Consider the following 13,195-nt stretch of genomic DNA (forward strand, 5'->3'; position numbering starts at 1 on the left):
AGCTTTTGATTGCCTCGGGCTTCGTTCACGGCTAATCTTCCGGCATGCAACTCACCTGGCTCGACTGGTCCGCGATCATTGGCTACCTGGGTATTACCGTCCTGATGGGCCTCTACTTCCGTGGACGCTCCGGTAGCAGCATGGAAGAGTATTTCGTTTCGGGCCGGTCGGTTTCCTGGTGGCTGGCGGGAACGTCAATGGTCGCAACCACGTTCTCCGCCGATACGCCGCTGCTCGTGACCGGCCTTGTATACACGCAAGGAATTGCCGGCAATTGGCTCTGGTGGTCGTTCCTGCTGTCAGGAATGATGACGGTCTTCCTCTTCGCTCGGCTGTGGCGGCGATCCGGATTGCTCACCGATGTGCAGTTTGCCGAGATGCGTTATTCAGGAAAACCTGCGGCGTTTCTTCGCGGGTTTCGCGCTATATACATCGGCCTCTTGATGAATTGCCTGATCCTCGGATGGGTAACAAAAGCGATGATCAGCATCGTCAGCGTCGTCATGGGCGTCAGCGAACATGCCGCGCTTGCAATCTGCATCTTCGTTATCGTTCCCTTCACCGGACTTTACGTTGCAATTGGGGGATTGTGGGGCGTCCTCTGGACCGATCTGTTCCAATTTGTTCTCAAAATGGGAGTGGTGATCGCGGTTGCATATTACGGAATCAGCGCCGCAGGAGGCCTGCACGAGTTGCTGCGAAAGCTTCAGATTGCGCAGCCGCCGGTTCCAACAACTGCACACGGAAACCCACTGAAACTGTTTCCTGATTTCTCCAGCGGCCTCACGGCTGAGGCCTGGTGGACTCTTCCCGTAATCACTTTGCTGGTCTTTCTCGGATTGCAGTGGTGGGCATTCTGGTATCCCGGCGCCGAACCGGGCGGTGGCGGATACATCGCTCAGCGCATCTTCAGCGCAAAAACTGAGAAACAGGGATTGCTCTCTGTGCTGTGGTTCAACATTGCCCACTACGCACTTCGCCCCTGGCCTTGGATTTTGGTTGGCCTCGTTGCGATCGTTCTCTATCCAAATCTGGACGGTTCCGCGCCAGGCCGTCATCCCGAAGACGGCTACATGCTGGTGCTCACGCAACACTTGCCTGCATCACTGCGAGGTCTGGCAATTGCAGGGTTCTTGGCTGCGTTCATGTCCACGATCGCCACCCAGCTCAATTGGGGCGCGTCGTACCTGGTCGCCGACTTTTACAAACGCTTCATCAAACCAGAAGGAACACAGAAGCATTACGTCCGAGCCTCACGCGTAGTGACTGTATTTCTCGTAATCTGCGCAGCGCTTGTAGCCGCACAGCTAGCCTCAATTCAGTCCGGATGGCAGTGGGTGCTGGAGCTCAGTGCTGGCACGGGAGCCGTTTACTTGCTGCGCTGGTACTGGTGGCGGATCAACGCCTGGAGCGAGATCACGGCGATGATCGTAGCGCTCGTCACTTCGCTCACACTGCGCCTCACACATCCCTTTACGGGAAATGCCGCGGTGGAGTTTGCCAAGAGTGCAAGCGTAACGACAGCGGTCACAACCGTCGCGTGGTTGATCGCCACTTTCATGACGAAACCAGTTAGCCAGGAAGTTCTAGTGAGCTTCTATCATCACGTTCGTCCCGACGTCCGCGGATGGAAGCCGGTTGCCGCGATCGTAAAAGACGTGAAGCCCACGCGCGACCTAGGACGCAATCTTGCACTATGGCTTCTCGGCTGCGCCATGGTTTACTCGTTCCTCTTCGGAGCGGGATACGCGATCCTTGGTCATCCAACACGGGGAACTACTCTGCTGGTGATCGGGATTGCCTGTCTGATGATTCTGCTGAAGCAGCTGCGCTCATTCGTCGAAGAACCCGAGCACACGACGCGAAAGCCAGGTACGGAGACGGCCGCGTTCATCGGCCATTGAGCTAAGACCGCTGGGTCTAGCACGCCGGAGCCGCGGCGTTGAGTTCAGATTTCTTGACGTACGTGCCTGCAAGCGAGTCAGAATGGACTTATGTATCGCCTTCAGATCGCGTTGTGTCTGTCATTTATTTGCTGCTCGCTGTCGGAGGCGCAGAGCAGACCCGATTTCTCGGGAGTCTTTGTTATGACCCAAGAGAACTCATCCATTGTGCGACCGATGCTAGTTCTTGAAGTCAAGCAAAGCACCGACAGGCTGGCAACCACGCTTACTCGCAATGGCGAAAGCCTCACGCGCAACTACAGTCTTACGGGTAGTACTTCTCCGAATCCCGCATTTGAGGCAGGCATTAGCCAGGACCGCATTCGGTTTAAAGATGAGAAATTAGTTATCGAGTCGAAACTCGATTTGAAACCGATGTCTCAGCCCTGGAATGTGACACCATGGACCGCGGGTCCATTAACAATCAAGGAGACATGGGAGCTATCTCGCGACAATCAAACTCTCCTAGTACGGCGCGATTTTGATTATCAGAATGCACCGGGTTTAAAGGCCAGCCAAAAGGAGACCTACAGCAGGCGCACGGCCCTCGAGAGCGCATTGGCTGAAGCGAAGAATGCCTCAAAGCCTCGCTGCGCAGAGGCTCCGCCTGTTCGGCAGGAACGCCCTCTCAAGTACGATTCGGGAGCGATAATCGGAGATGCTACCTACTGGCAGGTCACTCACTGTGCGATGTTCACAGCTGATCTTTCAGGTGATTTCTTCAAGCACCTCGAGCGCAGACATACTCCCCGCGGAGACGAATTCCACAAAGACAGCCAGCTGGCTCTTACTTATCCCGACTTCGTCACGCTCGAAGTTGAACCCTCCGTTGGATCATGTGGCCGGATCCTCTACACCACCCTTCCCCTGGACTTTCGTGAACTCCGCTTCCATATTCGTTGGGCCGGAGCAACGATAAAAGACCTGGGTGAGGTGCCAGCAAATCTTCTCCGCGAAGCGTGGAAAGAATTTGGCGCCGCACGAGAGTTTTATCGCGTGAATCTTCCTTCCAAAGATGTGCCCTTGAGCGATGTCCTTCAAATCGAAATTCTCTCCAAATCCGGAGACCCGCTCGCGTGCATCAGTGGTCACATCTGACGCAAACCGCGAACCGCCAAGCTACTGAACCTCTGATCCGACAACACAGCCGAGGGCGGCTATGCCCCGTTGATCCAAATAATCCTGTCCGAAATCGAACGCCAACGGCTGATTCCGCCCAGCAGATCCTGTCCCACTCACCTGAATTCAATCACTTATCAACGTCGCTCATGGACGCGCAAGTGCATTTGGAATCCAGAATCAGTGTTTCTGTAACTGAAGGAGTTCCATGGACCGCTTTCTGCAGGACCTTCGCTATGCGCTGCGACAGCTAACAAAGTCGCCGGCCTTCACCGTGACCGCTCTGCTGACGCTCGCCTTAGGCATCGGCGCGAACACGGCGATTTATAGCCTGCTCGACCAGGTAATGCTCCGCAGCTTGCCGGTTCAAGATCCTGAGCAGTTGGTGATGCTCAAGAGCTCAGGAAGCGATCGCGGAAGAATCAGTGCCTATGGTGGAAGCAGCGATGATTACTTCTCTTATCCCATGTACCGCGATCTTCGGGACAAGAACTCCGTCTTCAGCGGCGTAGTAGCCACTGACCAGGTGCAAGTAGGAGTCCAGTGGCATAACCAGCCTGAACTCGTGCAAGGCGAGCTCGTGTCGGGAAATTATTTCGATGTGCTTGGAGTGAAGCCTGCCGTCGGACGCCTGCTCGTGCAATCCGACGATGAAGTGCAGGAGCGCAGTCCCGTCGTCGTGCTCAGCTACGGCTATTGGCAAAGAAGATTTGGTTCTGATCCGCGAGTCGTGAACGACACGATTCTGGTGAATAGCCATCCATTTACGGTTGTCGGCGTGGCTTCGCCGGGATTCAAAAGCTTTGTCGTAGGAGCCGCGCCTGATGTATTCGCTCCGATGATGATGAAGCCGCAGATCACTCCCGGTTGGAATGATCTCGACGAACGCCGTTCCCGCTGGCTGAACGCCATTGGGAGACTCAAACCCGGAATGACGCTCGCTCAAGCAGAGGCCGGCTTGGCTCCCTTGTGGCGTTCTCTGCGCGAGGAAGAACTGAAGGCAATCCCCAACGCCACACCCAAATTCCGTGAGGGCTTTGTTGCCAAGTCAAAACTCAGTCTTAGCGAAGCCGCACAAGGATTCTCGCCTGTGCGCGATCAGATCGGCACGCCGCTCGTGATTGTGATGGCGATGGTTGGGCTCGTTGTGCTGATCGCCTGCGCTAACGTCGCCAGCTTGCTTCTGGTACGTGCAGCCGGACGCGTTCGCGAAATGTCTGTGCGCTACGCCCTCGGAGCCTCGCGCATGCGAGTCGTCCAGCAGCTTGTAATCGAAGGCCTTGTGCTGGGCGTTGGCGGCGGAATAATAGGTTTGGCGATAGCCCCGTCAGTAACGCAACTGCTGCTTCGCAAGATCTGGACCGATTCGTCAGGGCAGATTCCCTTTTCGTCCTCCCCCGATATTCGAGTACTGGTGTTCAACTTCGGCCTGTCTGCAGCTGTAGGACTGCTGTTCAGTCTCGCACCTGCGCTTCAGTTCTGGCGTCCCGATCTGGTACAAACGCTAAAGCAACAGCTCACAACCGCGAGTGGAGGACAACTGAGGTTACGCCGCAGCTCGGTCGCGCTGCAGATGGGTCTCAGCCTGCTGCTTCTCTTTGGCGCGGGATTATTCGTTCGGACCCTACATAACTTGAGGAATGTTGACGTCGGCTTTGCCTCGGATCATCTACTGACGTTTGGCATCTCGCCGGGGTACGCAGGCTACAAGCTTGAGCAAAATCCCGATCTGTACAAGCGCATCGTCGACACGCTCAAAGGCCTTCCCGGAGTTCGCTCGGCCGCCGCCACGAGCGATCCTGAGCTGGCAGGCAACGACAGCATGAGCAGCATCGGTATCCCCGGCTACACTCCGGGCGAGAACGAACGGATGGCCGTCGAATGGGCCGAAATCAGCCCCGGCTATTTCGATACTCTCAAGCTGCCCTCCGTAATCGGCAGAGACATTAGTGATCAGGATCATGCTGGCACAACAAAGGTCGCTGTTGTAAACGAGACCTTCGCCCGCCGCTATTTCGGAGGGCCGGACAAAGCCGTCGGACATAACTTCGCCCGCGGCGGAGCACCCGAGGACAAGCCTGAATTTCAAGTCATTGGCGTGGTGCGCGACGCAAAGCACCGCAATCTTCGCGACGAGATCGGCCCGACAGTTTATATCCCGTACACGCAGGTTGATCCCAAAAGGGGCCTAACGTTCATGCAGTTCTATGTTCGAACCTGGCAAGCCCCCGAAGAGGCGACGAATACGATCCGAACCGCCATGCAGAGCCTTGACTCAAAATTGGTCGTCGATTCTCTGCTGACGGTGGATCGGCAAATCAACAACAACGTCACGAATGAAAGCATTGTTGCCTTCCTCGCCGTGAGCTTTGGAGTTCTAGCGACCTTCCTCGCTGCAATTGGACTCTACGGAGTCCTTGCCTTCTCCACCGCGCAACGCACCCGTGAGATCGGGATTCGCATGGCCCTTGGCGCCAGCCGAAGCTCGGTGGTGCAAATGGTTTTGCGCGAAGTGCTGTGGCTCGCCGGCATCAGCGTCGCAATCGCCGTACCCTCGGCTGTGCTGCTAGCGAGATACTTGCGCAGTCAGTTGTATGGTGTCTCCAACACCGACCCACTCACGCTGGTAGCCGTTGTTGTAGTCATTGCTGCCGTCGCCATGCTCGCAGCAATGCTGCCCGCGCGCCGCGCGGCCGGCGTGAATCCAACAAAAGCGCTAAGGTATGAATAGATTTCAGGGCTTACTGAAGCGGGAATATGACCCAGAAGAAGCCTGGCCTTGGAGCAGCAGCCGTGAAATCGTCTTCCCAGATGATCATGCCAGCACTTTACGCCCGCTCCCTCTGCAAAGCCAGATAACCCGCGTAATAGCCGTAATTCCTTTCTGTGCACAGCGGTAACCGTCGCCTTGAGCGTGGTCGCTGCCAATCGGCAGCTATAGGGACGAGTCCCGCATTACCGAGGAAACGTTACTCCGGTACATTGCGGATCTACGTCCTTGGATTAATACTGTCCCCGGTAGCAGCGATCCCGGCTTTGGACCAGAATAGAACTCGCCGCTGGGACGAGATTCAGAATGAGGGCGACGAGCCTGTGAGCGATATCGACAACCCGCCAACATCGAGCCGCAGGACGACGCGAAGAGCCAAGATCATGCTCGATCTTCTGTCGCTGTTCATTACGCTAGCCTGCCTTGGATTTGCTTTGTACAGAAGCTGGCGATAAACGCCTTCTCGCCTGACAAAATGGTAGCCCTGGGGTGACTCGAACACCCGACCAACGGTTTAGGAAACCGCTGCTCTATCCATCTGAGCTACAGGGCCATGGCCACGCTTTTCCTCAGTTTACCGCAGACCGTTTTGCGCTACGACCACGTCGCAGCATCCGTTTGCTCTGCTGCCCGATGCATGCTGCATCCGCAGCTCCTAACGTGCGATAACATTGGCGGCACTTTCTCTCGGACCTATGAAGCGGCGTGTCCTGACCTACGGCTTAGTCGGTGGAGTCCTCATTGCCTTGCTGAAATGGACCGAGTATCGATTCCTGGTCATCGAACATTCCCTCGAAATCTATGGTGGACTCGTCGCGGCAACCTTTGCGGTACTGGGTATCTGGCTCGGTCTTAAGCTGACACGAACCAATGAGACGATCGTCGTGAAGGAGGTCCCTGTCCCAATCACCCAACCATTCATTCCAGACGAAACAAAACGAGAGCGCCTCGGAATCACTCGCCGCGAGCTTGAGATCCTCGAGTTGATCGCTCACGGCCTGAGCAACCGAGAGATAGCAGAGAAGCTCTACGTGAGCGAGAACACGGTGAAGACTCACTCCAGCCGCGTTCTCGACAAATTAGGCGCCAAGCGCCGAACGCAGGCGGTGCAGCTCGGCAAGGAACTTGGACTACTCCCCTGATCGACTCACCCAAACGAATGATTTTTCTTCCCCGAAGCCAAAATCACCCGAAAGAATGACGACAGAAACCCTGCCCCGCACGGTATGTTGCACCCGCATTTCAAATTTCACTCCCAGGAGACATAGATGAAAAAGACCATCCTGACCTTCGGGCTCATTTCCGGCGCGATTTCCTCAGTAATGATGATCGCCACCGTGCCCTTAGCCAAACACGGCTCCGGCTCCCTTGTGCTCGGCTACACGACGATTGTGCTCTCGTTCTTGCTGGTGTTCTTCGGCATCCGCTCATACCGCGACAACAAAGGCAACGGCCAAATCAACTTCGGAAAGGCCTTCGCGGTCGGCATCTCCATCACGCTGATTTCGTGTTTGTGTTACGTGGTCACCTGGGAGATTCTTTATTTCAACTTCTTTCCCGACTTCGCAGACAAATACGCCGCTCATGTAATCGAAAAGGCCAAGGCCTCAGGCGCGAGCGATGCCGCCGTCCAGGCGAAGATTCAGGATATGAACAAGTTCAAGGAGCAATACAAGAATCCGCTCTTCAACGTCGCAATGACGTTCATCGAACCCTTTCCTGTCGGACTTCTCATCACACTGATCTCCGCTGCGGTTCTTAGGAAAAAACCGCAAGCGACACAGGGGTCCTTGGCCACTTCGTCGTGAGTGTCCCTGCCAGTCGAAACGGAGCGCCGGGCGCCGTCGCCCGGCGAAGTCGTCTATCATCGGCAATACCGCTGTCACAACTTCACAATCCTCTCGAGGAGGAACATGCACCGGTTCCTTGCCTTTTGCCTGCTGGCGTTGTCCGCGGATGTGTACTCGCAGTCCAGCCAAACCTACACGTTGCCGGCGACGCCGAAGACCGTCGCGTGGGGCTATTACGACGCGACTGCAACTCCTGTTCTGCACATCAAATCCGGCGATACAGTTACGTTCGAGACATTGATCACGAATAGTCCGACTGGTCTGGAGAAAGCCGGCGTACTTCCCGATCAAGTGCAGCAGAATCTGCGCGACATCTACAAGGAGATCACGACTCACGGTCCCGGCGGTCACATCCTCAACGGCCCGGTCTACATCGACGGAGCCGAGCGCGGCGATACACTGGAAATCCACATGCAAAAGATCGACCTCGCAATTCCCTACGCATACAACGGCTTCCGCTTCGGCGCAGGATTCCTCACGCAGGACTTCCCTTACGCCCGCACAAAGATCATCCCGCTCGATCGTCAGCGAATGATCGCCAGCTTCGCTCCAGGAATTGATATTCCGCTGCATCCCTTCTTTGGCAGCATGGGGGTGGCTCCTCCCGAAGCCTACGGACGCATCAGCAGCGCGCCGCCCGGCATCCACGGCGGCAACATGGACAACAAGGAACTCGTAACCGGCACCACGCTCTATCTGCCGGTTCACGTGCGAGGAGCGTTGTTCGAGATCGGCGATGGTCACGCTGGACAAGGCAACGGTGAAGTCGATATCACCGCGCTCGAGACTTCCCTAACGGGCACGCTGCAATTCATCGTCCGTAAGGACACGAAGGTCACGTATCCGCGCGCCGAGACGCCCACGCATTACATCAGCATGGGATTCGACGATGACCTAAGCGAGGCCACGCGCATTGCCGTGCGACAGATGATCGACTTTCTTGTAGCTGAGAAACACCTCAGTCGCGACGATGCCTACATGCTCACAAGCGTGGCAGGAGATGCAGACATCACCGAGCTGGTAGACGGAAACAAAGGCGTGCACGTGATGATGCCGAAAAACATCTTCAGCACCACACGGCACTAGTGAACCACCTGCGGTAGCGGGTGGTGGTTTTGGTTTTGACGTCAGCGCCGAAGTGGCACCCAACACCTGTTGGCTGGGTACCCTTTAGCTTTGGATTCAATTCAGGTACGCGTTCCAGCCTCGTACCAGTTCGTTAAGGCCGAGCTTCGTAAACAAGGTTGAACGGAGTTTCCGCAGCGCGACGAAACCTGCTGAATCCCGCGGAAGTAACAACCTCCCGAATGCGCGCCTCGCCTGCCTGAGCGCCCAGGCACAACGCGACTTCCTGCGATCGTGAGGAAGGTGTGCAGAGCAGCGTTGAAAACCCGTAATACACTCGACCGACAGGATTCAGATTGTCCTTCAACTGGTCATTCGCAAAGGGCTCAACGATCATCCACGTTCCATCCTTCGCGAGCGACTGACGGACGTGCGCAGACGCTCCGACGGGGTCGCCCATATCGTGCAGGCAATCGAAGAAGGCGACGAGGTCGTAGTCCTTGCCCGGAAATTCCTTTGCCTTGGTTAGTTCGAAGCTAACCCGATCCGCAATGCCGTCGCGCTTGGCATACTCGCGGGCAGCTTCAATCGACTTGTCGTGATAATCAAAGCCGAAGAATTGAGATTTCGGAAATGCTTTCGCCAACAGCAAGGTCGAAGCACCTTTTCCGCATCCAACGTCGGCGACTCGCGCTCCGGCTTCGAGTTTCTTCTTGACATCGTGCAGCGCAGGAATCCATTCGCTTACGAGGTGTGTTGCATACCCGGGACGAAAGAACTTCTCACATCCGTGAAAGACGCCGTCTACGTGCTCGTGCCATCCCATTCCCTTCCCACTACGGAACGACTCGGTGATACGTGGAACAGCGGCGAGCGAGCCTAAAGCCATCTCGAATGCGCCGGGCAAATACGCCGGGCTGTCCTCATTGGCCAGCGTGAACGCTTGTTCTTCGCTGAGGCTGAATTTCTTGTTCTTGTCATCGTAAGCGACGTATCCACCTGCGGCTTGTGAAGAAAGCCATTCGCGCACGTAACGTTCATCGGTCTTCGTCGCGGCGGCAAGCTCGGCTGGCGTCATCGGGCGAGCCGCGAGTGCTTTGTATAGTCCAAGCTTTTCGCCAATGACGACCATGCCGGCGTGAACCGAGGCGCCCAGATCGGTGACGAATTGACCGATGAAGGCATTCAATTTGTTCATGTCAAGAACGGGAACCTGTGCTGTACTCATTTCCAGTCTTCTCCTTGTTGGGATCAATTGATCCCCATTACCGCCATTGCTGGCAACTTCATCAGAAACGGCTGGCAAGCGGTCCTAGCCGCTACGAATGTGACTATGTCAGTTTTATCCCGCGTAGTACTTATCCGCGCGTCTGGCAAAGTTGATTTGCCCGCGCTATTGTGGGATCGTTTGTTCGAAAGTCCTGAAACTTTAGCCGGGAATCCGAGTCGAAAGCCCTATGGATGCTCTCTCAGAAATCCTGCATTCAGTGAAGCTCGAGGGTGCGGCGTATCTGAATGCCGAGTTCACGGCTCCGTGGGGTGTCCGTTCGCCGTCTGCGTGTGAACTCTCGGCGTTTCTGCGCAAGGGACAAAAGCACCTCATCATTTTTCACCTCCTCACGGAGGGACGAGCTCGTACCAGAATTGAGAACGGCAGCGAAAATCTCGACCTGATTGCCGGGGACATCGTGGTCTTTCCACACGGAGACCCGCACATCATCTTCAACGGCTCACCTGCGAGCATCGTCGACAACTCCGCGCACTTGGAAGAAGTGTTCTCGCAAGGAATGTCTCTCAGACACGAAGGCGGAGGAGGCGAGAGCACATTCTTTGTGTGCGGGTACATGGAGTGCGATCGCGAGCTGAGCAAGATTTTTCTTGGTGGACTGCCGCCAGTGTTCAAAGTGAACATCAGGAACGACTCGGCAGGGCAATGGCTGGAAAACTCCATCAAATTCTCAGCCAACGAAGCGGGCGTACACCGAGCGGGCAGCGACGCGGTACTGGCAAGGCTTTCCGAAGCGCTCTTCGTGGAAACCATGCGACGTTACATGGCGGAGCTGCCTTCGCAACACACTGGCTGGCTCGCAGGGGCGCGTGATCCCGGAGTGGGAGCGGCCTTGGCACATTTGCATCGTGCTCCCGAATATTCCTGGACGGTCGCGAATCTCGCACAGCAGGTAGGAGTATCGCGGTCCGTGCTGGCGGAGCGGTTTAGACATTATTTGGGCGAGCCTCCAATGACTTATCTCGCGCGATGGAGGCTGCAGCTCGGAGCCCGGATGCTGACTGCAACCAGCTACAGCGTGGCACGAATTTCGGGAGACGTAGGCTACGAATCCGAGCCTGCCTTCAATCGCGCCTTCAAGCGCGAGTTCGGAGCTCCTCCAGCCCGCTTTCGAATGCGGGCAAGATCAGCGCAAAGAGCAGCGAGCGTGTAGTAGGGGAGTCTGCGAGCTTTCCAGAAGCGCCATTAGCAATCTGGAGCAGGATGATCGGGCCTTGACCGATACAATTTCACTCGAACTCCAGCACGACGATCTCGGGATTCGATCCGAGCCGCAGCGGTGGTCCCCATGTTCCCGCGCCGCTTGAGGTGAAGACCTGCATCTTCCCGATTCGGCTTAGACCATATACGAACTGCCGGTACATCCGACGCGCCATCCAGCTCCAGGGTATGAACTGGCCAAGGTGCGTGTGCCCGGATAGCTGCAGAGACACACCGGCAGCTTCTGCGACCTCGGGATGGTCGGGGGCATGAGTCAGCAGAATACTGGGGCGATTGCGGTCCAGGCCGATGGCGTGGAGCACTGAGGCAAACCGGCTGTGCTGCACGGCGTTCCGGTATGGGACGCCGATAATTTGCAAGCCGTCCACGTCCACCTTCTCATTGCTGAGTACGCGGACTCCGGATGCGGCAACCGCATCCAGATATTTGCTGTCGTCTCCAAACTGCTCATGATTTCCTGCGACGAAATACACGCCCTGGGGCGCCGCGAGCTCCTTCAATGGTTCCGCCGCTTGCCGCACGTCGATGGCGGTGCCGTCGTATAAATCGCCGGCGATAAAAATCGCGTCCGGCTCTTCCTTCAGGATTTTCGCAACCATACGCCGTAGAAAGCTGCCGTTGCGCACGTGCCCAAGGTGCAAATCGCTGATCAGCGCCGCTCTTCGTCCGCGCCACGCCGCCGGCAGGTTCGCGAGTCGTACGGTGGTTCGCGTAATGCGCGTCCAGCTTGCATTGAAAACTCCGTAGAGTCCAACCGCTATGGCAGCACCGAACAGCACTTCCACGATGCGATGAAAGTTCACATCGAGCCCGGCCAGCCGCGTGACTCCGAAAACAATCCAGGAGCCGCCCGCCCCGAGGAAGAGAAAGCTCAACAGGCCGAGCCATACCGCAGAAGCCTTATACAAAGCGCGCAAAACAGCATTGGTGTAGCGAAAGGCGAGTAGCGAGGTGGCCACAAAGCTCACGGACAAAAGGCCAAGGACCAGCTTGATCCAGAATGCTCCGGAAACGTCGCCGGCCTCGGGCGAAAATGTCCACGTCTCATAGAGGAAAAAATGTGCCAAGAACAGAATGGACTGAATGACTGCAATGAAACCGATCAGTTGCTTTCGTGACGGCATGGTTGGATTAGCTCCGAGTCCGATTATTGAAATGAAGCGTGAGAATTCCTTTCGCGTTTCAAGCGGTCGGGGCAGCGGATTTCCGCCGCTGCTCCTCTTTGAGTCTTTTCGTCCTGAGTATACCGAATATCCACTTCTGGTATACTCAGTACAGCAGGTTGGATGGACTGTCCGTGAGAAGGATTCACAAAAAAATCGAGGAAGGTGCGCAACGCAGGTCAGTGAAGCCAACTGCCGTCCTGCTGGCAGGGTTGGAGCTGTTCGCAAAGTACGGATACCGCAAGACTTCCATCGACGACATTGCCAGCGCGGCACAGGTGGCTAAACGCACCGTCTATCTTCACTTTGAGAATAAGGCCGCGGTCTTTCTGGCGATCCTCGACTATCTCGGCGAGCAGGTGCGACAGAGATGCGCCTCCGCCGAGCGCCAAGGTGGCGCAGCAGTGGATCAGCTTACCGCATTGCTCGATGCGTACTTTGGAATGGCCTTCGAGGTCTTCAGCAAGTCCGAGTATATGCCCGAACTGGAAGAAACCGTCTCAAAGCTGGCGAAGTCGAAAGTCAACGAGATGAGCGCGGAGTACGAAAAGCTGCTCGCCAAATTTTTTCGATCGCTCGAGAAGACAGGTGAGATTGCAGGACCGCCGCCGGGGCTCACAGCAGAGCAGATGGTCCGCGTCGTGATCCGCGCAGCAGAGGGAGCCAAACGCGACCCAATGATCCAAGGCGACCGAAAAGCCCTCCAACGAAGCTTCCGGGAACTAGCGACGCTAACGATTGCCGCCGTGAAAAAGTGATCGAATCGACCCCAAAGG

10 protein-coding genes and 1 tRNA gene are annotated in these 13,195 nt (G+C 56.3%); 8 read left to right on the top strand and 3 right to left on the bottom strand.

Annotation, left to right across the window (positions count from 1 at the left end; genetic code table 11):
- The first annotated feature begins 44 nt into the window (after positions 1-44).
- The 3 genes from VNX88_19265 to VNX88_19275 all read left to right on the top strand — a co-directional run bounded on the left by VNX88_19265 (position 45) and on the right by VNX88_19275 (position 5,793).
- Positions 45-1,904 carry a sodium:solute symporter family protein gene (locus VNX88_19265; protein ID HWY70817.1) on the top strand — a complete coding sequence of 620 codons (1,860 nt, stop codon included), beginning with the start codon at positions 45-47 and terminating at the stop codon, positions 1,902-1,904.
- A gap of 183 nt (positions 1,905-2,087) precedes the next feature.
- Complete coding sequence (locus VNX88_19270; GenBank protein ID HWY70818.1) at positions 2,088-3,041, top strand: hypothetical protein; 954 nt, start codon at positions 2,088-2,090, stop codon at positions 3,039-3,041.
- Between the two features lie 229 nt (positions 3,042-3,270).
- The gene (locus VNX88_19275) at positions 3,271-5,793 is read left to right on the top strand and encodes an ABC transporter permease (GenBank protein HWY70819.1); all 2,523 of its coding nucleotides are present in this window, start codon (positions 3,271-3,273) and stop codon (positions 5,791-5,793) included.
- A gap of 515 nt (positions 5,794-6,308) precedes the next feature.
- Here the strand turns inward: VNX88_19275 and VNX88_19280 are convergent.
- Positions 6,309-6,385: transfer RNA gene (locus tag VNX88_19280), tRNA-Arg, on the bottom strand.
- A 118-nt stretch (positions 6,386-6,503) separates the two neighbouring features.
- Between VNX88_19280 and VNX88_19285 the strand changes: the two genes are divergently transcribed.
- From VNX88_19285 to VNX88_19295, 3 genes are all read left to right on the top strand, one after another.
- Positions 6,504-6,974: a response regulator transcription factor gene (locus VNX88_19285; GenBank protein HWY70820.1), complete on the top strand. Its 471-nt coding sequence runs from the start codon at positions 6,504-6,506 to the stop codon at positions 6,972-6,974.
- A gap of 126 nt (positions 6,975-7,100) precedes the next feature.
- Positions 7,101-7,640, top strand: a complete 540-nt coding sequence (locus VNX88_19290) for a DUF4199 domain-containing protein (protein ID HWY70821.1) — start codon at positions 7,101-7,103, stop codon at positions 7,638-7,640.
- 105 nt (positions 7,641-7,745) lie between these two features.
- On the top strand, positions 7,746-8,768 hold the full coding sequence (locus VNX88_19295; protein ID HWY70822.1) for an acetamidase/formamidase family protein: 1,023 nt from the start codon (positions 7,746-7,748) through the stop codon (positions 8,766-8,768).
- Between the two features lie 133 nt (positions 8,769-8,901).
- Here VNX88_19295 and VNX88_19300 read toward each other — a convergent pair whose 3' ends face one another.
- A complete protein-coding gene (locus VNX88_19300; GenBank protein ID HWY70823.1) occupies positions 8,902-9,975 on the bottom strand; it encodes a class I SAM-dependent methyltransferase in 1,074 nt (357 codons plus the stop codon).
- A 229-nt stretch (positions 9,976-10,204) separates the two neighbouring features.
- On the opposite strand from VNX88_19300, the gene VNX88_19305 reads away from it, so the two are divergent.
- Positions 10,205-11,188, top strand: coding sequence for an AraC family transcriptional regulator (locus VNX88_19305; GenBank protein ID HWY70824.1), 984 nt, complete (start codon positions 10,205-10,207; stop codon positions 11,186-11,188).
- A 76-nt stretch (positions 11,189-11,264) separates the two neighbouring features.
- Here VNX88_19305 and VNX88_19310 read toward each other — a convergent pair whose 3' ends face one another.
- Positions 11,265-12,380 (bottom strand): metallophosphoesterase, encoded by a 1,116-nt coding sequence (locus VNX88_19310; GenBank protein ID HWY70825.1) that lies wholly within the window; start codon positions 12,378-12,380, stop codon positions 11,265-11,267.
- 221 nt (positions 12,381-12,601) lie between these two features.
- On the opposite strand from VNX88_19310, the gene VNX88_19315 reads away from it, so the two are divergent.
- Positions 12,602-13,177 carry a TetR/AcrR family transcriptional regulator gene (locus VNX88_19315; GenBank protein ID HWY70826.1) on the top strand — a complete coding sequence of 192 codons (576 nt, stop codon included), beginning with the start codon at positions 12,602-12,604 and terminating at the stop codon, positions 13,175-13,177.
- Positions 13,178-13,195 lie beyond the last annotated feature (18 nt).

This window comes from Terriglobales bacterium (assembly GCA_035567895.1).
Lineage (GTDB): Bacteria > Acidobacteriota > Terriglobia > Terriglobales > Acidobacteriaceae > Gp1-AA112.

Excerpts from the sequence above, each read along its gene's own strand:
- VNX88_19265 (HWY70817.1), top strand. The coding sequence starts at position 45 with ATGCAACTCACCTGGCTCGACTGGTCCGCGATCATTGGCTACCTGGGT.
- VNX88_19270 (HWY70818.1), top strand. The coding sequence starts at position 2,088 with ATGACCCAAGAGAACTCATCCATTGTGCGACCGATGCTAGTTCTTGAA.
- VNX88_19275 (HWY70819.1), top strand. The coding sequence starts at position 3,271 with ATGGACCGCTTTCTGCAGGACCTTCGCTATGCGCTGCGACAGCTAACA.
- VNX88_19290 (HWY70821.1), top strand. The coding sequence starts at position 7,101 with ATGAAAAAGACCATCCTGACCTTCGGGCTCATTTCCGGCGCGATTTCC.
- VNX88_19295 (HWY70822.1), top strand. The coding sequence starts at position 7,746 with ATGCACCGGTTCCTTGCCTTTTGCCTGCTGGCGTTGTCCGCGGATGTG.
- VNX88_19300 (HWY70823.1), bottom strand. The coding sequence starts at position 9,975 with ATGAGTACAGCACAGGTTCCCGTTCTTGACATGAACAAATTGAATGCC.
- VNX88_19305 (HWY70824.1), top strand. The coding sequence starts at position 10,205 with ATGGATGCTCTCTCAGAAATCCTGCATTCAGTGAAGCTCGAGGGTGCG.
- VNX88_19310 (HWY70825.1), bottom strand. The coding sequence starts at position 12,380 with ATGCCGTCACGAAAGCAACTGATCGGTTTCATTGCAGTCATTCAGTCC.